Below are 19,318 nucleotides of genomic sequence, written 5' to 3'. Positions count from 1 at the left end.
GTCTCCTGTTCATGGGGGAACAGAAACGACCGTAGCAGATAGTTTTGTTGTAGACGATTATCGGGCGACGCGCTGCCGGGCCCGCCGCGCGCCCTGGGGCGCTTCGACGGGGGTGGCCAGATGACCTTCTGTCAGGTGAGTCAGCAGGCGGACCAGGGTCTTGGCCCCGTCGGCGGGAAGGGCGTCGAGGACCTCGCGGTGGACGCGGTCGGCGATGCGCTGACTCTGGGCGGCGACCTCGGCGCCCCGCTCGGTCACCGCGATGATCCGGGCCCGGCGGTCGGTGCTCGACGGCCGTCGTTCGGCCAGGCCCTCCTGCTCCAGGGCGTCGACCGTGACCACCATCGTGGTCTTGTCCATGTCGCCGATCTCGGCGAGCTGGATCTGGGTGCGCTCCTCTTCCAGGGCGTGCACCAGCACGCAGTGCATCCGCGCGGTCAGCCCGATCTCGGCCAGCGCCGCCGCCATCCGGGTGCGCAGCACATGGCTGGTGTGGTCGAGCAGGAACGACAGATCCGGTTCGGTACGGGAGGGCGCCATCCCCTCAGGATAGACAACCGCTCCCGTACCGGATCGTCCGCGACGGGAGGGTCAGGCGACCCTGGCGTTGGGCGCCGACCACGTGTTGCACGAGGCGAACGACTGCGAATCGTAGCCGCGCTCGAGCCAGAAGGCCTGGTTGCGGCCCTTGCCGTGGACGGTGTCCGTGGCGTGCTTGGCGGCCCAGTCGACGACCTGGTCCCACTCCTCGAACACGACCGGCAGGCTCTCCTGCACCGACCCGAGGAAGACCCCGGCCATGCATTCGGCCTGCTGCTCGACCCGGTGGTTCAGGTAGTTGCGGGCGGTCTTGGTGCGCGCCTGCGCGTAGAGCTGGTTGAACGCCGGGACGATCCCGGCCCGCTGCTGCGCGTGGTGGCCGATCTCGTGGGCCATCGTCTTGGCCAGCGTCAGGCCCCACGGGTTGCGGATCGTGGACTTCGGCAGGATCTGGTAGATGGTCTGCGAGGCGGTGCAGTAGTGCGCCGTGTAGGTGTTGGTGAGCTTGCCGCACGGCGTCCTGGCGCCGGTGGCGCGGATCACGATCTTCGGCACCCGGTAGCTCATCCCGGCCGCCTTGAACTGCCGGGCGTACATCAGGTTCACGCACCGCGCGACCTTCAGCAGGTACGTCTTCAGCGAGTTCGCGCTGCCCGCGCGTGGCTCGCCGGGGGAGCAGGTGAACGAGTCGACGGCGCCCGAACGGTAGAGCCTGTTCTTCGTCAGCACCGTGGGGAACCCGCGCTGCGCGGCGGCGGCCGGCGCGGCCGGTGGGGCCGGGGCGGCCAGACCGGACGGGGCGGCGGCCAGGGGCGGGGGAGAGGAGGTGGCCTGGGCGGCGGAGCCCGTCACGACGAGGACGGAGAGCACGCCGGAGGCCAGTGCGATCAGGGGAATTCGCATGGTGTGGAAGACCATAAACCAGGTCTTATGAACGAGTAAAGTCGGGTAAATACGGATATTTACGGCGGTCACCCCCCGTGGATGACCGCCGCACCGCAGGTCAGGCCACCTGTGAGGCCGGGGCCTTGTAGGTGTTGCAGGCGCTCGGCGAACCCGCCTTGAAGCCTCTGTCCGTCCATGCCGCCCGGCTCTTACCGGTGCCGTGCACGGGGTCCCCCATGTCCTCCTTGATGTAGGTCAGCAACTCCTTCCAGTCGTAGGAGTCGCGTCCCGTGGAGGCCCAGATGCTGCGCAGATACGCCCCGGACAGGCAGTCGGCCTGCAGTTCGAGGCGGGCGTGCCAGCGGTAGGCCTTCTTGGTGTCCTTGGGGGTCAGCTTGTCGTGGGCCTTGATGATCCCGGCCCGCTGCTGGACGTGGTGGCCGTATTCGTGCGCCAGCACATAGAAGAGGAAAGGCGTGCCCTCGTACTCGAGCATCCAGCCGTCGACCAGGACGACGATGCCCTGCGTCTGCTGGCAGTACGCGCCACCCCAGAAGCCGTCGATGCTGCCGCACGCGCGGGTCTTGACGGTCGACTTGTGGATGAACTCCATGCTCGGCTTGCGGAACGGGAGCTTGGCCTTCTTGAAGTAGGACGTCCAGGTGGCGTCCAGGCACAGCGCGCCCTCGCGCAGGTAGTTCTGCGCGGTCAGGTAGTCGGGGATCTCCTCGGCGTATTCGGGACACGACCGGACCGGCAGCTTGCCGGTCGTGTAGATCGGGTTGTTCGTCAGAGCGGACAGTCCGGTCGGAACAGGCCGTGCGTGGACCGTTCCGGGCGCCAGAAGAGGCGCGACCAAGCCCGCGACTAGTAAGGAGATGATTTTTCGCACGAATCCAGGAGAGTACGGGACAAGCCAACCACCCGTAAAGGGATTCCCCAGGCCTTGGATCCGGAAGCCGGGCATTGTCGAACTACACTCCTACTGTTCGACGGCGAACGGGAAAGGAATCGCAGTGGGCCTTCTGGAGTCCCTGAGCGGACCGACCGACCTCAAAGCACTCGACGCGAGCGAGCTGCCCCGGCTCGCCGAGGAGATCCGCGACCTGCTGGTCCGCTCCGTCGCGAACTCGAAGGCCGGCGGCCACCTCGGTCCCAACCTCGGGGTGGTCGAGCTGACCATCGCCCTCCACCGGGTCTTCGACTCGCCCCACGACCGCATCGTCTGGGACACCGGGCACCAGTCCTACGTCCACAAGATGCTGACCGGCCGGGCCGACCAGTTCGACGGCCTGCGCCAGGAGGGCGGCCTGTCGGGCTACCCGAGCCGGGCCGAGTCGGCCCATGACATCGTGGAGAACTCCCACGCCTCCACCGCCCTTTCATGGGGCGACGGCATCGCCAAGGCGTTCCGCCTGACCGGCAGCGACCGCACGGTCGTCGCGGTCATCGGCGACGGCGCCCTCACCGGCGGCATGGCCTGGGAGGCCCTCAACAACATCGCGCTGACCAAAGACCTGCCGCTGGTCATCGTGGTCAACGACAACGGCCGCTCCTACTCCCCGACGATCGGCGGCCTGGCCACCCATCTGTCGAAGCTGCGCGTGACCCAGAGCTACGAGCAGGTCCTGGAGTTCGTGAAAGACCGCTTCGGCAACGTGCCGGTCCTCTACGACACCCTCCACGGCATCAAGAAGGGCCTCAAAGACGTCCTGGCCCCGCAGGTCATGTTCGAGGACCTCGGCATCAAATACGTCGGCCCCATCGACGGCCACGACGAGCCCGCGATGGAGGCCGCGCTGCGCAAGGCGAAGGCCTACGGCGGCCCGGTCATCGTCCACGTGGTGACGAAGAAGGGCCAGGGCTACGAGCCGGCCGAGAACCACGACGAAGACTGCTTCCACGCGCCGCAGCCGTTCGACATCGTCACCGGCGAGGAGCGGCCCAAGCAGCTCGGCTGGACCAACGTGTTCAGCGACGAGATGGTCCGCGTCGGCGCCGAGCGTCCCGACGTGGTCGCCATCACGGCCGCGATGCTCCACCCCACCGGCCTGGCCGACTTCGCCGCCCTCTACCCCGACCGCATCTTCGACGTCGGCATCGCCGAGCAGCACGCGTTCACCAGTGCGGCGGGCCTGTGCGTCGGCGGCCTGAAGCCGGTCGTCGCCGTCTACGCGACGTTCCTCAACCGCGCCTTCGACCAGCTGCTGATGGACGTCGCGCTCCACCGGCTCCCGGTGACCGTGGTGCTCGACCGGGCCGGGGTGACCGGCGACGACGGCGCCAGCCACAACGGCATGTGGGACCTGTCGATCCTCCAGGTCGTGCCGGGCCTCCAGGTCGCGGTGCCGCGCGACGCGGTGCGGCTGCGCGAGCTGTTCGGCGAGGCGCTCGCGGTCACCGACGGCCCGACCGTGGTGCGTTTCCCCAAGGGCGGCCTGGTCAAAGAGGTCGAGGCGGTCGGCCAGGTCGGCACGATGGAGTTGCTCCACGAGGGCGAGGGCGAGCCCGACGTGCTGATCGTCGCGGTCGGCCCGATGGCCGAGATGTGCCTCGACGCCGCCGGGCTGCTGGCCGCCCAGGGCGTCTCCGCCACGGTGGTCGATCCGCGCTGGGTCAAGCCGCTCGACGAGTCGCTGACCCTGCTCGCCTCGGCCCACAAGCTGGTCGCGGTGGTCGAGGACAACGGCCGCGTCGGCGCGGTCGGCGACGCCGTGTCGCGGCTGCTGCGCGACCACGACATCGACGTGCCGGTGCGGAACTTCGGGCTGGCCCAGGAGTTCCTCGACCACGCCAAGCGGCCGAAGATCATGGCCGACGCGGGGCTCACCGCGATCGACCTGGCGGGCGAGCTGTCCGACGCGCTGCGGCGCCGGACCGCGGTCGACTTCTAGCGCTTCTCCGGATTCACCACGCGAGACTCGGCCGGCCCGCGGCCGTCCGTGTCTCGTCTGGCCAGGACCTTCTTCATCACGAAGCCGATCGTGGCCGCGACCACCGCGACCCCGGCCGCGATCGGCATGATCAGCCCCTCGTTCTGGCGGGCCGCCTCCCCGGCGACCGCGCCGATGGTGACGTAGCCGACGACCCAGACCGCGCCGCCGAGCATGGCCCAGAAGCCGAACCGGCGGCGCGGCATGTCGAGGATCCCGGCCAAGACGGGGGTCAGCGCGTTCAGTCCCGGCACGAAATAGGTCAGCGCGATCAGCCAGCCGCTGCCGTTGAGCACCTCTTCCGCCTGCTTCCACTTCTGGTCGCCGACCCAGCGGCCCACCCTGCCCGCGCGGATGCGAGGGCCGAAGTGCTTCCCGATCCAGTGGCCGGAGAACGCGCTCACCGCGACCCCGCCCAGCCCGCCCGCGACCACCAGCGGGCCCTCCGCGACGCTGTCGACCGTGGTCCCCGCGATGATCAGTGACAGGTCACCAGGCACGATCACCCCGATGAGCAGCAGGCCTTCCAGGGCGACGTACAAGAGAATGACGAGGGCGACGAGGGCGGGGCTCTGGGTGGTCAGCCATTCGAGAATCTGGTCCACGGCATCGAACATCACGACACTCTGCCCAGCGGCTATCCGGTCACGCCTTGGATGATCAACCAGACCCCCGCCCCGGCCAGCAGGAGTCCGCTCGCGGCCAGGGTGAGCCGGTAGGCGCGTGGGCTCAGCCTGTGCCTGCCCGCGGAGACGAGCGCGGCGAGGATCACCTTCGAGCCGACGAGCAGGAGATAGAAGCCGGCGAGGAAAGCGGCGGCCGCTGAAAGACCGGTCTCCCAGGCCGCCACGACCGATGGCCCGCCCACGGTGATCCAGAACAGCCACGGGTGCGGGTTCAGCAGGTTGACCAGCACGCCCTTGCCCATCTGGGCGGGCACCTTCTCGCCGGGCGTGGGCAGGGTGGCCGTGCGAGAACTGGAGAACGCCTCGTAGCCGAGGTGGACGACGTACAGACCGCCGGCTACGGACAGACCACGCAGCAGGGCGGAAGGGAGCGCGCCCGCGAGCACGATCGAGAGCACCACGACGGGCAGGTCCGACAGCAGCGGCACGCACGCCATGCGCAGCCCGGCCGGGAAACCCCCGCGAAGGCTCGCGGTGATGACCAGGCCGAGCAGCGCGCCCGGCGCGACCCCGGCGCCCAGGCCGAGACCGATTCCGAGCAGCAGTTCCCGCACAGCACGGGAGCTTAAGGGAGGAAACGGGCTCCGTTGACCGCCTCGGAGACACCGGTCCGGTCGAGGTAGGGCGTGATGCCGCCCAGGTGGAACGGCCAGCCCGCGCCGAGGATCAGGCACAGGTCGATGTCCTGCGCCGCCGCCACGACCCCTTCGTCGAGCATGATCCGGATCTCCTCCGCCAGCCCGCGCAGCGCCCGGTCGCGCACCTGCCCGGCGTTCGACACCTCGCCCGGCCCCGGGTACAGCGTGTCGCCGCCGGTGGAGACCATCGTCGCCAGCGCGGCCGAGACCGCGAACCGGTCGGGATAGGCGGTGTTCATCGTCTCGGCGACGTGCAGCGCGACCGCCGGGCCGACCAGTTTGAGCAGCGTGAACGGCGTCATCGGCAGGCCGAGCCCGTCGAGCGCGTGGTCGGCGACGTCGGCCGAGGTGCCCGTGTCGACCGAGGCCAGCACCTCGCCCATGAACCGGGTGAGCAGCCGGTTGACCACGAACGCGGGCGCGTCCTTGACCAGCACGGCCGACTTGCGCAGCGTCTTGGCCACGGTGAACGCGGTCGCGACGGTGGCGTCGTCGGTCTGCTCGCCGCGCACGATCTCCAGCAGCGGCATGACCGCGACCGGGTTGAAGAAGTGGAACCCGACGAGCCGTTCGGGGTGCCGCAGCAGGGAGGCCATCTCGCTGACCGACAGCGAAGAGGTGTTGGTCGCCAGCACGCAGGTGTCGGAGACGACCTCCTCGACCTCGGCGAACACCGTCTGCTTGACCTTCAGGTCTTCGAACACGGCCTCGATGACGAAGTCGGCGTCGGCGAACGCCTCCTTGGTCAGCGACCCGGTGACCAGCTTCTTCAGCCGGGTGGCCTGGTCGGCGGTGATCCGCCCCTTGGCCTGGAGCTTGTCGGCCTCAGCATGCACGTAGCCGACGCCCTTGTCGACGCGTTCCTGGTCGAGGTCGGTCAGCACGACGGGAACCTGCAGCCGCCGCGCGAACAGCAGCGCGAACTGCGAGGCCATCAGCCCCGCGCCGACCACGCCGATCTTGGTGATCGCGCGCGGCGGCACCGCGGGCACCCCGGCCGGCTTCTTGGCGCGGCGCTGGGTCAGGTCGAAGGCGTAGAGCCCGGCGCGCAGCTCGTCGCTCATGATGAGGTCGGCGAGCACGTCGTCCTCGGCCGCGAAACCGGTGTCGCGGTCGCTGGTGCGCGCCTTCTCGATGAGCTCCAGTGCCCGGTACGCCGCCGGCGCCGCCCCCCGGAGCTTCAGGTCCACCAGCTGACGGGCCTGCTCGACGACGGGCGCCCAGTCGGCGGCCTCGTGCCCCGGCCGGTCGACCACGACGTCGCCGTTGACGACCTTGGCGGCCCAGCGCAGCGACTCCTCCAGGAAGTCGGCCGGCTCGAACAGCGCGTCGGCGAGCCCCAGCCCGTAGGCCTCGGGACCCTTGATCATCCGGTTCTGCGACAGCGGGTTCTCGACGATCAGCTTGATCGCCTTCTCCGGCCCGATCAGCCGGGGCGTGAGGTAGGTCCCGCCCCACCCCGGCACCAGCCCGAGGAAGCACTCGGGGAAGGCGACCGCCGGGGCACCGGAGGAGATCGTCCGGTACGTGGCGTGCAGCGCCAGTTCCAGCCCGCCGCCCATCGCGGCGCCGTTCACGAAGGCGAACGACGGGATGCCCAGCTCGCCGAGCCGCCGGAACACGGAGTGGCCGAGCTGACCCACCACGTGGGCCTGCTCCCGGGACGAGATGGAGCCCGCCTCCTTGAGGTCGGCCCCCACCGCGAAGATGAACGGCTTGCCGGTGACCCCGACGGCGGCGAGGTCCGTGCGCTTCGCGATCGAGTCGAGCGCGTTCTTCAGCTCGTTGAGACCGCCCTCGCCGAAGGTGTTCGGCTTGGTGTGGTCTTCGCCGTTGTCGAGGGTGATCAGCGCCATCGTGCCCGCGCCGTAGGGGAGTTCGACGTCGCGGACGAGGGCGTGCGTGACGAGCTCGCTCATGCCAGGTTCTCCCAGATCACGGTGCCGCCCATGCCGAGGCCGACGCACATGGTGGTGATGCCGTACCGGACGTCGGGGCGCTCGGCCATGCTGCGCGAGAGCTGGGTCATCAGCCGCACGCCGCTGGACGCGAGGGGGTGGCCGTAGGCGATGGCGCCGCCGTAGGGGTTCACCCGGGCGTCGTCGTCGGCGATGCCGAAGTGGTCGAGGAAGGCCAGCACCTGCACGGCGAAGGCCTCGTTGATCTCGAACAGGCCGATGTCGTCGATGCTCAGCCCGGCCAGCCGCAGCGCCCGCTCGGTCGAGGGGATCGGCCCGACACCCATGAGCTCGGGGTCGACCCCGGCGAAGGAGTAGGAGACCAGCCGCATCCTGGCGGTCAGCCCGAGCTCGGCCGCGACGTCCTCGGCGGCCACGATGCACCCGGTGGCGCCGTCGTTGATGCCGGAGGCGTTGCCCGCCGTCACGTTGCCGTGGGGCCGGAAGGGGGTCTTGAGCTTCGCGAGACCGTCCATGGAGGTGCCCGGCCGCATCGCCTCGTCGGTGGTGGCCAGCCCCCAGCCCTCGGCCGCCTTGCGGGTGGCCGTCGGCACCAGGTCGGGCTGGATCACCCCGTCGGCGTAGGCCTTGGCGGCGCGCTCCTGGGAGAGCACGGCGTAGGCGTCGGCCCGCTGCTTGGTGATCGCGGGGTAGCGGTCGTGGAGGTTCTCCGCCGTCATGCCCATGATCAGGGCGGACCCGTCGACCAGGCCCTCGGACAGGAACCGGGGGTTGGGGTCGACGCCCTCACCCATCGGGTGGCGGCCCATGTGCTCGACGCCCCCGGCGATGGCGACGTCGTAGGCGCCGAAGGAGATCCCGCCCGCCACGGTCGTCACGGCCGTCATCGCGCCCGCGCACATGCGGTCGATGGAGTAGCCGGGGACGGTCTTGGGGAGCCCCGCCAGGATCGAGGCCGACCGCCCGAGGGTGAGCCCCTGGTCGCCGATCTGGGTGGTGGCCGCGATGGCGACCTCGTCGACCCGCTCGGGCGGCAGGGACGGGTTGCGGCGCAGCAGTTCGCGAATGACACGGACGACCAGATCGTCCGCCCTGGTCTCGGCGTAGAGGCCCTTGGGCCCCGACTTGCCGAACGGCGTGCGAACGCCGTCGACGAAGACGACTTCACGTGACGCGGGCACGGTATCTCCCTATTTGCGTGGGCTGACACCTGTAATGCTACTCACCAGTAACCATAACGGCTCACGGGGTCCGCGATATCTGTGTCACGGAAAGCTGAGAGATGTCACGATACGTACATGCCCCCTGAGGAGCGCGGATGAACGACGCCCCGACGGTCGTCGAGACGGCGCAGACGGTGACGACGACGGTGGCCGTCCTCATCGGGGGCGGCTGGGCCTACTTCAAGTTCGTCAGGGGCCGGGTCTTCGCGCCCCGCGCCGAACTGACGGCACGGGCGAGCCTGTTCACCGGCCCTGAGGGCACTCTGGTCGTCGGCACCGTGACCCTGACCAACCGCGGCATCACCCGCGTCCGCCTGGAACCCGACGGCAAGGTGGTCAGGGTCCACGCCGGGACCATCACCGACCGGACCGCCGTCTCGCCGCCCGCCGAGCGGTACCTGGGCATCGCGCGCCTCTTCGACCGGCACTCCTGGGTCGAGGGCCAGGAGACCATGGCGGAGGAGATCACGTTCTTCGTGCCCGCCGGCGACTGGGTCTCCCTGCGAGTGGACGCGGAGGTCTTCGCGAGCCGCAGGCGGTGGCGGCGGCGAGGGGTGCGGTGGGCCGCCTCCGTGGTCGTCCCCGGACCGGGGTGGCAACCCGCCGTCGAGACACAGCAGAAGAGGTGAACATGGGAGAGAACGGCAGATACCAGGGCTCGTGGGCCGAAGAGGACCTCGACCGCAACCGTCGTGAGCTGAGAGACATCAGCAGGCGGTCCCCCTCCCTCGCGGAAGCGGAGGAGGACGACGACGAACCCCCGGCCGAGCAGGAGATCCTGCCCGGGAAACGGCGCATCCTATGGCGACGCGGCGGCACCTGATTCCAGACTCGCCAGCAGGGACCGCAACCGGGTGACCTCCTCCTCCCCGCCCGGCAGCGCCGACAGCTGCTCCAGAGCGGCCCCGCCGTAGGTCCGGGCGTCGGCGTCGCGCCCGGCGCGCGCCAGCAGGTAGGCCACGGCGGCCCGGCTCACCGCCGCCTTGAACCGGTCACTGGCAGCGACATGCAGGGCGATCGCCTCCTGGAAGCGGGCCAAGGCCCGGTCGAAGTCGCCCCTCATCTCATGGATGGTGCCGATCTGGTGGAGGATCGCCCCCCGGTCGGCCCGGTCCCCGAGCTGCCCCAGGGCGAGCTCGTAGTACCGTCCGGCGTCGGTGACGGCCGCCGCGGCCTCCTTCGTGAGGTCCACCGTGATGCGTCCGGGTTTGAGGACGCCCTCGTCGACCAACCGCCGGACATGCTCCGCCATCAGCCGTTCCATCGTCTGCATCCGGGTGGAGGCGAGTCCCTGGAGCGCCAGGGCGGCCAGGTCGGAATCGCGGTCGCCCGCCAGTCCGAGGGCCTCCTGGAAGTGGCCGAAGGCGTGGAACTCCTCCCGCGCTCCCGCGTCCTGCTGGTTCAGGTGCCAGTGGCCGATGGAGACGAGGCCGCGCGCCTCCAGGACGACGTCGCCGATCGAGTGGGCGATGTCGGCCACCCGCACCAGGTCGGCCAGGTCCGTGGAGTCGAGCAGCCCGACTGCGGTGTTCCTCGGCTGACCCTCACCCGACCTGCCCCGCCGGAACGCCTCGCGGACCTGAGCCGCCCGTTCGCCGCCGTGCCTGATCGAGGCGAGGGCGGCTCCGTAGCCGGCCAGGATCACCAGGTTCGCGTCGTCGGTGAAGGCGAGGTGGTCGTGCGGAAGGAAGGTGTCGGGAGACAGCAGGCCCGGCACGAGGTCCGCGAGAAGCCCGGCCCAGCTGCCGGTACGGCCCTGGTGCTCGTAGAGCAGGCGTAACGCCTGCATCGGCCCGATGGCCGCTTCCGGGGCCGGTCCGGCCAGCGCGAGCGTCCGGGCGGACAGCAACTGCGGTTCTTCGATCGCGATCAGCGACTTGAGCTCCGGTGAGCCCATGACGACGTTCGCGAACAGCGCGTGGCCGTAGCCGTCGTACTCGGCGACCACGGCCGCGTCGATCCTGGCCCGCGCGGCGTCTTCGACGGCGATCCAGCGGGGCAGCAGCGGGTGGAGGGTGAACAGATCGCCGGGGTGGCGGGCGAGCAGGCCCATGTCGGCGGCCCGGTCGAGGAGGGCGGCCACGTCGTCGTAGCCGGGTCCGGGCGGGCTCAGCCGGGCGGCGATCCGGGTCAGGTGAGCCACCGGGACGTGGCCGCGCATCCGGGTGAGGATCGCCAGGATCTCCCGCTCGTCCGGGGTGAACCGCTGATCGATCGGCGGGGCCTGCGGCGGGTCGGCCGCCGGGTCGAGGGCGAGCCGGAGCGCCAGGGGGTTACCCTCGCACGCCGCGGCGGCGGCTTCCACGGTCGCCGCCTCGGCGTCCGGAGCGAGGGAACGGGCCAGCGCGAGACAGGAGGGCCGGTCCAGCGGAGGCAGCGGCACGCGCTCCACCCCGGTTCCGGCCCAGCGCGCGGGATCCCGGCCGACGATCAGGATCTTCGTGGCGGTGCCGGCGTCCAGAAGCGCTTTCAGGCGGGCCGGCTCGGCGGCCTTCTCGGCGTCGTCCCAGATCCACAGGCCCACATGGCCGGCGGAGGCCGGGAGAGCGGCGCCGAGGACCGTTCGCACGGCCGGGCCGGGCACGCCCTCGGTCCGGGTGTACCAGCGGGCGAAGTCCAGGGCCGCCGTGGTCTTCCCGGCGCCGATCGGCCCGTGCAGGACGACCACGGGAGCACGGTCGAAGGCGCGGTCCAAGGCGATCGTGGTCCCGTCGCGCCCGAGGACCTCGGCTCCGGTCTCGGCCGGCGCGGAGTCCCTGGCGGCGCGCGGCAGGCGGGCGCCCGGCCCTCGCTGGTAGAGAGCGGGCACCAGCCAGTCGTCCTGGGGGAGGCCGGGCCCGCGCGCCGGGGCGAGGGCCGTCCGCCCGGCCGTCGTGGCCGCGCCGGGGTCTCCGCCGGCCAGCAGGGCCTCGTAGAACGCCGAGGTGAAGGTGACGGCGGCGTCGACGTAGACGTCGTAACGCATGGCGACGACCGAGGTCAGGCCACCGAGCAGGGCGTTGCGGGCCAGCGAGCCGAACGTCCGCGCGGGGTCGCCGGAATCGTCGCGGCCGATCTCCCAGGCGTGGGCGGTCTTGGCCGAACCGCAGGCGTTGAGTACCAGGACGGAGACGCCGTACGCGGCGAGCCGTCGCCCGAGTTCGGTGCCGTCCACCAGCTCGCTGTTGCCGGGGGAACCGGGCTTCTCGAACACGATGCGCCCCTGGGGGAAGGTCTCCCCGGGCTTGCCGAAGACGCCGTGCCCGTCGAAGTGCACGAGGTGGAAGGGCTCTCCCCGGGACCGCGCGGCCTCCAGCCGCTCGCGCAGCGCCTCGAAGGTCGGCGGACGCAGCACCTGCACCGTGAGGCCGGGATGGCGTTCGCCCAGGCGCACCAGGTGGGCGCCGATGGACCGGTAGGAGACGTCCCGCCCGAGTCGGGGACGGGACACCACGAGCAGCACCCGCAGGACCCCGTCGACCGGTTCGGCTCCGGCGCGACCGTCGGCCACGTGGGCGAACGACTCCGCCGCCAGCGCGAGGCGGGTGCCGTCGGCGGGGTCCCTGAGCAGTTCCAGCGGAAGGGGGATCCGGTCGTTCACCTGCGTGCCGATCTCCACCCGCAGCTCGCTCAGTGAACGTCGGGCCGCGGCCCACAGCGCGCGGGCCTCGCCGGACGCGTGGAAGATCGAGGTGAAGAGCTCCTCGCCGAGTTCGACGAGGCGGGCCGAAGTCCGGGCGGCGATGATGGGAGCGGGATTATCCGGATATATCCGGAAATCTTCTAAATACCAGCGTATTTCGCTGTGGTCCGATGGGCCGATCGGCACATTCGGAAACGGAACCTCCACCCGGAAAACGGGATGGTCCGGTTCTCGCAGCTCCAGAATCAGAGCCTCGCTCACGCTCATCGTCAGCACGGTTCCCACAGATGCTTCCCTTTCTCCGGCTATCGTAAAAATCCTGACATCTTCGCCGGACGGATGGACATGAATCTCGAAGACGCATACTCCGTGCCCGAGCTCTACGACATGGGTCTGCAGCTCGCACAGCTCCCCCACGGCGATCGGGCGGAGAACATCGACCGGTCGATCTCCTGTTTCGCGGCGGCACTGCGGGCGATTTCCGGTCCGGCGGAAACGGAGCTCATCGGCGGGCTCCTCTATGAGCTCGGCATCAGTTTCCAGGAACGCGTGAACGGCGACCCGCTGGAGAATCGTCAGAACGCCCGCGCCGCATACGAGGAAGGAGCGCGTTTCCTGAGCGGCCGGACGGGTGTCGGCGATCGTCGGCTGCTCGGGCTCACATTGGGCAACCTGGCCGGAATCCACCTGCTTTCCGAGGACGCGGAAAAGGCGCTCGAAACGGCGAAGGCCGCGGCCGAGGTGCAGTCTCCCGAGACCGACCGGCGCGCCTGGGGCGTCACCCACCAGACCATGGGCGACGCCTGCCAGAGCCTCAGGGGCGGATCTCCGCGTGACAATCTGCGGGCGGCCGTCGCCGCCTACCTGACGGCGCTGGAGGTCAGGGATCAGGCAAGCGAGGCGGGGCTCCGGGCGCGGACCGAGGGTAGCCTCGTGATCGCCCGGCGGCGGCTGGCCGAGCTCGACGAGCCAGGGACGGGCCGGACCGATCCGGAGATCGCCGCGCTCTACCACCGGGCCACGGAGCTGGTGACAGCCGACGAAGAGGGGAGCCTGCGAGAGGCCGTCAGGCTCTACCAGGAACTGCTCGACCGCGCGGCTCCGGGCACCCACGGCGAATACCGGGGCGGCGCCCTGCACAACCTCGGCACCGCTCTCCTGGCCGGGGCGGATCCCGACGACGCGCCGGCGGCCGTCGCGGCGTTCGAAGCGGCTCTGCGGGTGCCCGAACGTGCCGCCGATCCGCTCGGGACGGCCATCACCCAGGGCAATCTCGCGGCCGCCCACCTGGCGCGGCGCTCCCCGGGAGAGGCCGACGTCGCCCGGGCGATCGCGGCGGGGGAGGCGGCCCTCACCGTGCTCACCCCGATCGGCGCCGCCGACCACTGGGCGCGGGCCTGCACCAACCTCGGCATGGCCCTGGTCGTCCGGGAACAGGGCCGTCCCCACGGGGAGCAGGAGGAGGCCGGGCTTAGGCGAGGCGTCGAACTGCTGGAATCCGGCCTCAGCCGCACCGATCTGACCGGGGAGCGCAGTCCCGACCCGCGCGTCATGCTCGTCCTCGCCTACAGCGAACTGACCGCCATGACCGACAGCAGACAGGAGCGGCGCGACTTCACCCGCCTTTCCGGCTTGCACGCCGACCGGGTCCGCGAGTCCTTCGGCGACGACCGCGGGGTGCGGCGGGCCCTGGAGACGATCACCGTGCTGCTCTACACCCAGCAGAGCGCCCGCGACCCCGGCGAGCAGACCGAACAGTTCATCGCGCGGGCGGAGGCGCTGCTCGCCGGGCCCGCGCCCCGGGACGACAAGCCGCTGGTCGCCTTCGACGAGATGACGGTCCGGTGGGATCTCGGCCGCGCCTACCTGCACCGGCTGGAAGGCGACCGGCCCGCCAACGCGGAGAGGGCCCGGACCTGCTTCGCCGATGTTCGCGACGCGCTCGGCGCCGACGGGCCTGACCCGAAGGTCGCGAAGATCCACCGCGATCTCGGCGACGCCTGCGACGCCCTCGGGGACGGGCCCGCCGCGGCCGCCCACTACCGGGCGGCGCTGCGGGCGCTCTCGCGTCGCGCCGCCTCCTCCCAGGATGATGAGATCGTCTTCGCCTCGGCCACCTGGGGTCTGGTGAACTCCGACCAGGGGTAGGCGATACTGGAAACCGCTTTCCGGGAGGGTTGTCACTCGTGGTCACGCTCGAAGACGTCGCACGACACGCCGGCGTGTCCCTCGCGACCGCCTCACGCGTCCTGAACGGGAGCGCCCGGCAGGTCGGGGCGGGGCTGCGTGCCAAGGTCGAACAGGCGGCGGCCGAACTGGGCTATCGCACGAACGTGGCGGCCCAGACCCTCGCCCGTGGGGCGGGGAACGTGATCGGGCTCGTCGTCCACGACCTCGTCGACCCCTATTTCGCGGCGATCGCCGACGGGGCGGTGCGGGCGGCGGAGTCCCGCGGGATGGTCGTCATGGTCGGGACGACGCACCGGGATCCGGTGAAGGAGATCGCCTACGTGTCCACGCTGGGGGCGCAGCGGGCGCGGGCGGTGATCCTCGCGGGGTCGCGGATGGACGACCCGTCGGCCGCCGGGCTGCGGACCGAACTGGACCGCTACCAGGCCGGAGGCGGCCGGGTCGCGGTCATCGGCCAGGATCTCCTCGGTACGGACACCGTCGCGGTGGCCAACCGTTCGGGTGCCGCCGCGCTGGCGGAGGCGCTGCTGGCCATGGGGCACCGGGAGTTCGCCGTCCTCGCCGGGCCGCCCCGGCTGATCACGGCGGTCGACCGGTGCGAGGGGTTCGCGGGGACCCTTCCCGGGCTGTCGCCGCAGATCATCCATGGGCCGTTCGACCGAGACGGGGGTCATGCCGCCGCCGCGTCGATCAGGCAGGGGGTGACCTGCGTGTTCGCGGTCAACGACGTGATGGCCGTGGGCGCGCTGGCGGCGTTCCGGGAGCGGGGGATCCGGGTGCCCGAGGACATCTCGCTGGCCGGGTTCGACGACATCGCGACGCTGCGTGACCTGGTTCCGGCGCTGACGACGGTCCGGCTGCCGCTGGCCGATCTGGGGGCGCGGGCGGTCGCCCTGGCCCTGGGCGAGGAAGAGGGGCCGTCGGTTGTCCACGTCGAAGGTGAAGTCGTGATCAGGGAGAGCGTGCGGTCCCGATGAGATTCGCGATCAGTACCCTCGGGCTGCCGGGGGCGTCCCTGTCCGACGCCGTCGAGGTGGCCGTTCGTCATGGGGTCGACGGGCTGGAGCTGCGGCTCCATGAGGACATGCCGCTGGAGGGCGATCTTCAGGGGATCGAGGTGGTCGCGCTCTGTGGCTATGTGCGGATCGCCAAGCCGGGGCCTGACGCGCCGGTGATCCAGGCCCTCCGGGAGCAGCTGGCTCTCGCCGATGAGTTCGGGGCGATGGGGGTCCGGGTCTTTCCCGGGGGTCTGGCGGTCGACGCCGCGTTGAGGCGGCTTTCCGCCGTCGCGGGGGAGACCCGCGCCCGGGTGCTGATCGAGACCCATGACCACATGGCCACCGGGGCGGCCGTGGGCGACCTGCTCGATCGGTTCGGGCGGCCCGACGCAGCCGGGGCCATCTGGGACATCCTGCATCCGTGGCGGAACGGGGAGGCCCCGGCCGACACGATGACGGCGCTGGCACCTCATCTCGCGTACGTCCAGATCAAGGACGCCGTCGGCACCACGCCCCGGCCGATGGGCCTCGGTGAGGTGCCGCTCGACGTCATCGGTGAGCTGCTTCGCGGCTATCCCGGGTGGATGTCGCTGGAGTGGGAGAAGGCCTGGCACCCCGAGGTCGAGCCGCTGGAGGAGGTCATCCCCGGGGCTCAGGAGTGGGTGCGATCAGTCGTTCGTAGCGGGTGATCATTTCCGCCAGGACCTCGTCGGGGTCCCTCGCCCAGATGTCGGCGTTGAAGATCTCGACCTCGATGTCGCCGTCGTAGCCGGCCTTCAGGACCGCTTCGGTCAGAGGCGCGAAGTCGATCACGCCGTCGCCCATCATTCCCCTGCCCAGGAGGACGTCGGCGGGAAGAGGCGTGAGGAAGTCGCAGACCTGGTAGCTGAAGATCTTGGCACGGGCGATCTCGGTGAGGACCTCCGGGTCCCACCACACGTGGAAGGTGTCGACCACGACCCCGACGTCGTCGAACGGCTCCGCCAGGTCGTTGGCCTGTTTCAGGGTGGACAGGACGGCCCGGTCGGCGCAGTACATGGGGTGGAGGGGTTCGAGCGCCAGACGCACACCCGCCGCGGCGGCGTAGGGGGCGAGGACCTCTAGCGACTCCGCGACCTTGGCCCGTGCGGCGGGGAGGTCTCTGGAAATGTCGCCCGGTGGCTGGCCGGGGACCACACCCGGGAGGCCGCCGACGACCATGACCAGGCACGACGCTTCCAGGGCCGCCGCCTCGTCGATGGCGCGGCGGTTGTCGTCGAGGGCGTCGTCGCCGGTCAGGAAGCCGCCCCGGCAGAGGGACGAGACCCTCAGGCCGGCGTCCCGGACCAGTTTCACCGATTCGGTCAGGCCCTGTTCGGCCACGTTCTGGCGCCACAGGCCGATGGCCTCGACGCCGTGCCGGGCGCAACCCTCGACCGCCTCGCGGACGGTCCAGCGCTTGGTCGTCCACTGGTTCAGGGACAGGGTCACTGGCCGTACACCGCCTTCAGGGAGCGCAGGCGGGCGGCGGCGAGGTCGGGGTCGGCGATCAGGCCGGCGCGGCCGGCCAGCCGGTGGACCTCGATCAGGTGGGGGAGTGACCGGGCCGACTGGGCGCCGTTGATCATGGTGAAGGCGTCTTGGTGGCCGTTGAGCCAGGCCAGGAAGACGAGGCCGGTCTTGTAGTGGAAGGTGGGGGCCTCGAAGATCTTCCTCGACAGGTCGACCGTGGGGGCCATGATGCGGTCGTATTCGGCCAGGTCGCCCTCGTCGAGGGCGGTGAGGGCGGCCGAGGCGGCGGGGGCGATGGCGTCGAAGATGCCGAGCAGCGCGTGGGAGCCCGACTTGATCAGGGACGGGTAGTTGAAGTCGTCGCCGGTATAGAGGCGGACCCCCTCGGGGAGGGCGGCGCGGAGGGCGATCTCGTGGTCCTCGTCGAGCAGCGAGACCTTCACGCCCTCGATCTTGGCGGCGTTCTCCCTGACCAACGTCAGGAATTCGAATGTCGCCTTCTCGACGTCGCGGGAACCCCAGTAGCCCGTCAGATTCGGGTCGAACATCTCGCCGAGCCAGTGCAGGATCGCCGGGCGCTCGACCTCGGCCAGCAGACGGCCGTAGATCGTGTGATAGTCCTCCGGATGCCGCGCGAGGGCGGCCAGCTGACGGGACGCCATGATGATCACACCGGCGCCGGCCTCCTGAACGACGGCGATCTGCTCCAGGTAGGCGTCGAGGACGTCGGTCAGGTCGCAGGGGCCGGTCAGCTGGTCGGTTCCGGCGCCGCACGCCACGAGCCCGGGGGCCTCCGCCGCGCTCAGCCTGATCAGCTCCCGGGTCGCGGCCCAGTCGAGGCCGGCGTTGCGCTGCGCGGTGTCCATGGCGTCGGCGACGCGGAATCCGTGGGACCACAGGTGCCGCCGGAAGCGCAGCGTCGCCTCCCAGTCGACGACCGCCGGTCTGCCCGGCGTGTTGTCGGCGAGGGGATCGGCCACGACGTGCGCGGCGGCGTACACGACCCGGCTTTGGAAGCTTTTCACGAGGTCACCGCGATCCGGCGGCCCTCGGCGGCGGAGCGGAGGCCGAGTTCGGCGAGTTCGACGCCGCGCGCGCCCGAGCGCAGCGTGTAGGGGAAGGGCGCGTCGTCGACCACGTGGCGGATGAACTGCTCCCACTGGATCTTGAAGCCGTTGTCGAACTCGGCGTTGTCGGGTACCTCCTGCCAGCCGTCACGGAACCGCGCCGTCGCGGGCAGGTCGGGGTTCCAGACCGGCTTCGGGGTGGCGCTGCGGTGCTGGACGCGGCAGTTCCGCAGGCCCGCGACCGCGCTGCCGTGGGTGCCGTCGACCTGGAACTCCACCAGTTCGTCGCGGTTCACCCGGACCGCCCACGACGAGTTGATCTGCGCGACCACGCCGCCGTCGAGTTCGAACACCGCGTAGGCGGCGTCGTCGGCGGTCGCCTTGTACGGCCGGCCGCGCTCGTCCCAGCGCTCGGGGATGTGGGTCGTGACGTGGGCGTAGACAGAGGTCACCGAGCCGAACAGGTTCTCCAGCACGTAGGCCCAGTGGGGGAACATGTCGAGCACGATCCCGCCGCCGTCGTCGGCGCGGTAGTTCCACGACGGGCGCTGGGCGTCCTGCCAGTCGCCCTCGAACACCCAGTAGCCGAACTCGCCCCGGATCGACAGGATCCGCCCGAAGAACCCGCCGTCGATCAGGCGCTTCAGCTTCAGCAGGCCCGGCAGGAAGAGCTTGTCCTGGACGACGCCGTTCTTCACCGACGCGGCCTCGGCCGTCGCGGCCAGGTCGAGCGCCTCTTGAGAGGTCTCGGCGGTCGGCTTCTCGCAGTAGACGTGCTTCCCGGCCGCGATGGCCCGCTTCGTCGCCGCGACCCGGGCCTGGGTGATCTGGGCGTCGAAGTAGATCGTGTTGGCCGGGTCGCCCAGAGCGCCGTCGAGGTCGGTGGTCCAGTCGGCGATGTCGTGCCGGGCCGCGAGCTCCTTGAGCTTGGCCTCGCTCCGGCCGACCAGCACGGGCCTGAGCGTCACTTTCGAACCGTCGGCGAGCACTACCCCGCCCCCGGCGTTGATCGCCAGCACCGACCGCACCAGGTGCTGCCGGTATCCCATCCGCCCGGTGACCCCGTTCATCACCACGCCGAGTTCGGTCATGCGTTGCTCCTTGTCTATGGAAAGCGCTTTCCGCA

The 19,318-nt window shown here is 70.7% G+C and carries 17 protein-coding genes; 6 read left to right on the top strand and 11 right to left on the bottom strand.

Annotation, left to right across the window (positions count from 1 at the left end; translation table 11 throughout):
* Positions 1-57: 57 nt before the first annotated feature.
* The 3 genes from AW272_RS13790 to AW272_RS13780 form a co-directional block, all read right to left on the bottom strand.
* Positions 58-540 carry a MarR family winged helix-turn-helix transcriptional regulator gene (locus AW272_RS13790; RefSeq protein WP_066364334.1) on the bottom strand — a complete coding sequence of 161 codons (483 nt, stop codon included), beginning with the start codon at positions 538-540 and terminating at the stop codon, positions 58-60.
* 51 nt (positions 541-591) lie between these two features.
* A complete protein-coding gene (locus tag AW272_RS13785; RefSeq protein ID WP_157518536.1) occupies positions 592-1,443 on the bottom strand; it encodes a neutral zinc metallopeptidase in 852 nt (283 codons plus the stop codon).
* 100 nt (positions 1,444-1,543) lie between these two features.
* Positions 1,544-2,317, bottom strand: a complete 774-nt coding sequence (locus tag AW272_RS13780) for a neutral zinc metallopeptidase (protein ID WP_169807543.1) — start codon at positions 2,315-2,317, stop codon at positions 1,544-1,546.
* Positions 2,318-2,441: 124 nt separating this feature from the next.
* Here AW272_RS13780 and dxs point away from each other — a divergent pair, with 124 nt between their 5' ends.
* Positions 2,442-4,319 carry a 1-deoxy-D-xylulose-5-phosphate synthase gene (gene dxs, locus AW272_RS13775; protein ID WP_066364327.1) on the top strand — a complete coding sequence of 626 codons (1,878 nt, stop codon included), beginning with the start codon at positions 2,442-2,444 and terminating at the stop codon, positions 4,317-4,319.
* Here the strand turns inward: dxs and AW272_RS13770 are convergent.
* From AW272_RS13770 to AW272_RS13755, 4 genes are read right to left on the bottom strand one after another with little or no spacing between them, the layout of a single operon-like run.
* Positions 4,316-4,975 (bottom strand): DedA family protein, encoded by a 660-nt coding sequence (locus tag AW272_RS13770; protein ID WP_066364324.1) that lies wholly within the window; start codon positions 4,973-4,975, stop codon positions 4,316-4,318. The two genes, dxs and AW272_RS13770, sit on opposite strands and share 4 nt — an antisense overlap.
* A gap of 20 nt (positions 4,976-4,995) precedes the next feature.
* Positions 4,996-5,598 carry a LysE family translocator gene (locus AW272_RS13765; protein ID WP_066364323.1) on the bottom strand — a complete coding sequence of 201 codons (603 nt, stop codon included), beginning with the start codon at positions 5,596-5,598 and terminating at the stop codon, positions 4,996-4,998.
* An 11-nt stretch (positions 5,599-5,609) separates the two neighbouring features.
* Entirely contained in the window at positions 5,610-7,601 is a 1,992-nt protein-coding gene (locus AW272_RS13760) for a 3-hydroxyacyl-CoA dehydrogenase NAD-binding domain-containing protein (RefSeq protein WP_066364318.1), read from the bottom strand.
* Positions 7,598-8,782 (bottom strand): thiolase family protein, encoded by a 1,185-nt coding sequence (locus tag AW272_RS13755; RefSeq protein ID WP_066364317.1) that lies wholly within the window; start codon positions 8,780-8,782, stop codon positions 7,598-7,600. The genes AW272_RS13760 and AW272_RS13755 overlap by 4 nt, the downstream gene beginning before the upstream one ends.
* 137 nt (positions 8,783-8,919) lie before the next feature.
* Between AW272_RS13755 and AW272_RS13750 the strand changes: the two genes are divergently transcribed.
* Together AW272_RS13750 and AW272_RS13745 are read left to right on the top strand one after the other, a co-directional pair.
* Positions 8,920-9,453: a hypothetical protein gene (locus AW272_RS13750; protein WP_066364315.1), complete on the top strand. Its 534-nt coding sequence runs from the start codon at positions 8,920-8,922 to the stop codon at positions 9,451-9,453.
* Between the two features lie 2 nt (positions 9,454-9,455).
* Positions 9,456-9,647 carry a hypothetical protein gene (locus tag AW272_RS13745; protein WP_066364312.1) on the top strand — a complete coding sequence of 64 codons (192 nt, stop codon included), beginning with the start codon at positions 9,456-9,458 and terminating at the stop codon, positions 9,645-9,647.
* Here AW272_RS13745 and AW272_RS13740 read toward each other — a convergent pair.
* Positions 9,624-12,731 (bottom strand): CHAT domain-containing protein, encoded by a 3,108-nt coding sequence (locus AW272_RS13740; RefSeq protein WP_066364311.1) that lies wholly within the window; start codon positions 12,729-12,731, stop codon positions 9,624-9,626. The two genes, AW272_RS13745 and AW272_RS13740, sit on opposite strands and share 24 nt — an antisense overlap.
* Positions 12,732-12,791: 60 nt before the next feature.
* Here AW272_RS13740 and AW272_RS13735 point away from each other — a divergent pair, with 60 nt between their 5' ends.
* Genes AW272_RS13735 through AW272_RS13725 form a run of 3 tightly spaced genes read left to right on the top strand, consistent with a single transcriptional unit; the run spans position 12,792 to position 16,323 of the window.
* Positions 12,792-14,594, top strand: coding sequence for a hypothetical protein (locus AW272_RS13735; RefSeq protein ID WP_157518535.1), 1,803 nt, complete (start codon positions 12,792-12,794; stop codon positions 14,592-14,594).
* Positions 14,595-14,632: 38 nt separating this feature from the next.
* Positions 14,633-15,613 carry a LacI family DNA-binding transcriptional regulator gene (locus AW272_RS13730; protein WP_083958280.1) on the top strand — a complete coding sequence of 327 codons (981 nt, stop codon included), beginning with the start codon at positions 14,633-14,635 and terminating at the stop codon, positions 15,611-15,613.
* Entirely contained in the window at positions 15,610-16,323 is a 714-nt protein-coding gene (locus tag AW272_RS13725; RefSeq protein WP_066364306.1) for a sugar phosphate isomerase/epimerase family protein, read from the top strand. Before AW272_RS13730 ends, AW272_RS13725 begins: the two co-directional genes overlap by 4 nt.
* Here the strand turns inward: AW272_RS13725 and AW272_RS13720 are convergent.
* From AW272_RS13720 to AW272_RS13710, 3 genes are read right to left on the bottom strand one after another with little or no spacing between them, the layout of a single operon-like run.
* Positions 16,274-17,104, bottom strand: a complete 831-nt coding sequence (locus AW272_RS13720) for a sugar phosphate isomerase/epimerase family protein (RefSeq protein ID WP_066364305.1) — start codon at positions 17,102-17,104, stop codon at positions 16,274-16,276. The two genes, AW272_RS13725 and AW272_RS13720, sit on opposite strands and share 50 nt — an antisense overlap.
* Positions 17,101-18,150: a dihydrodipicolinate synthase family protein gene (locus AW272_RS13715; protein ID WP_083958279.1), complete on the bottom strand. Its 1,050-nt coding sequence runs from the start codon at positions 18,148-18,150 to the stop codon at positions 17,101-17,103. The genes AW272_RS13720 and AW272_RS13715 overlap by 4 nt, the downstream gene beginning before the upstream one ends.
* Positions 18,147-19,283, bottom strand: coding sequence for a Gfo/Idh/MocA family protein (locus AW272_RS13710; protein ID WP_066364302.1), 1,137 nt, complete (start codon positions 19,281-19,283; stop codon positions 18,147-18,149). Before AW272_RS13710 ends, AW272_RS13715 begins: the two co-directional genes overlap by 4 nt.
* Positions 19,284-19,318 lie beyond the last annotated feature (35 nt).

The sequence above is a fragment of the Herbidospora mongoliensis genome (assembly GCF_001570545.1).
Lineage (GTDB): Bacteria > Actinomycetota > Actinomycetes > Streptosporangiales > Streptosporangiaceae > Herbidospora > Herbidospora mongoliensis.
This window is presented reverse-complemented; position numbering and strand designations above follow the sequence as displayed.

Excerpts from the sequence above, each read along its gene's own strand:
- AW272_RS13790 (WP_066364334.1), bottom strand. The coding sequence starts at position 540 with ATGGCGCCCTCCCGTACCGAACCGGATCTGTCGTTCCTGCTCGACCAC.
- AW272_RS13710 (WP_066364302.1), bottom strand. The coding sequence starts at position 19,283 with ATGACCGAACTCGGCGTGGTGATGAACGGGGTCACCGGGCGGATGGGA.
- AW272_RS13725 (WP_066364306.1), top strand. The coding sequence starts at position 15,610 with ATGAGATTCGCGATCAGTACCCTCGGGCTGCCGGGGGCGTCCCTGTCC.
- AW272_RS13785 (WP_157518536.1), bottom strand. The coding sequence starts at position 1,443 with ATGCGAATTCCCCTGATCGCACTGGCCTCCGGCGTGCTCTCCGTCCTC.
- AW272_RS13750 (WP_066364315.1), top strand. The coding sequence starts at position 8,920 with ATGAACGACGCCCCGACGGTCGTCGAGACGGCGCAGACGGTGACGACG.
- AW272_RS13760 (WP_066364318.1), bottom strand. The coding sequence starts at position 7,601 with ATGAGCGAGCTCGTCACGCACGCCCTCGTCCGCGACGTCGAACTCCCC.
- AW272_RS13735 (WP_157518535.1), top strand. The coding sequence starts at position 12,792 with ATGAATCTCGAAGACGCATACTCCGTGCCCGAGCTCTACGACATGGGT.
- AW272_RS13745 (WP_066364312.1), top strand. The coding sequence starts at position 9,456 with ATGGGAGAGAACGGCAGATACCAGGGCTCGTGGGCCGAAGAGGACCTC.
- AW272_RS13770 (WP_066364324.1), bottom strand. The coding sequence starts at position 4,975 with ATGTTCGATGCCGTGGACCAGATTCTCGAATGGCTGACCACCCAGAGC.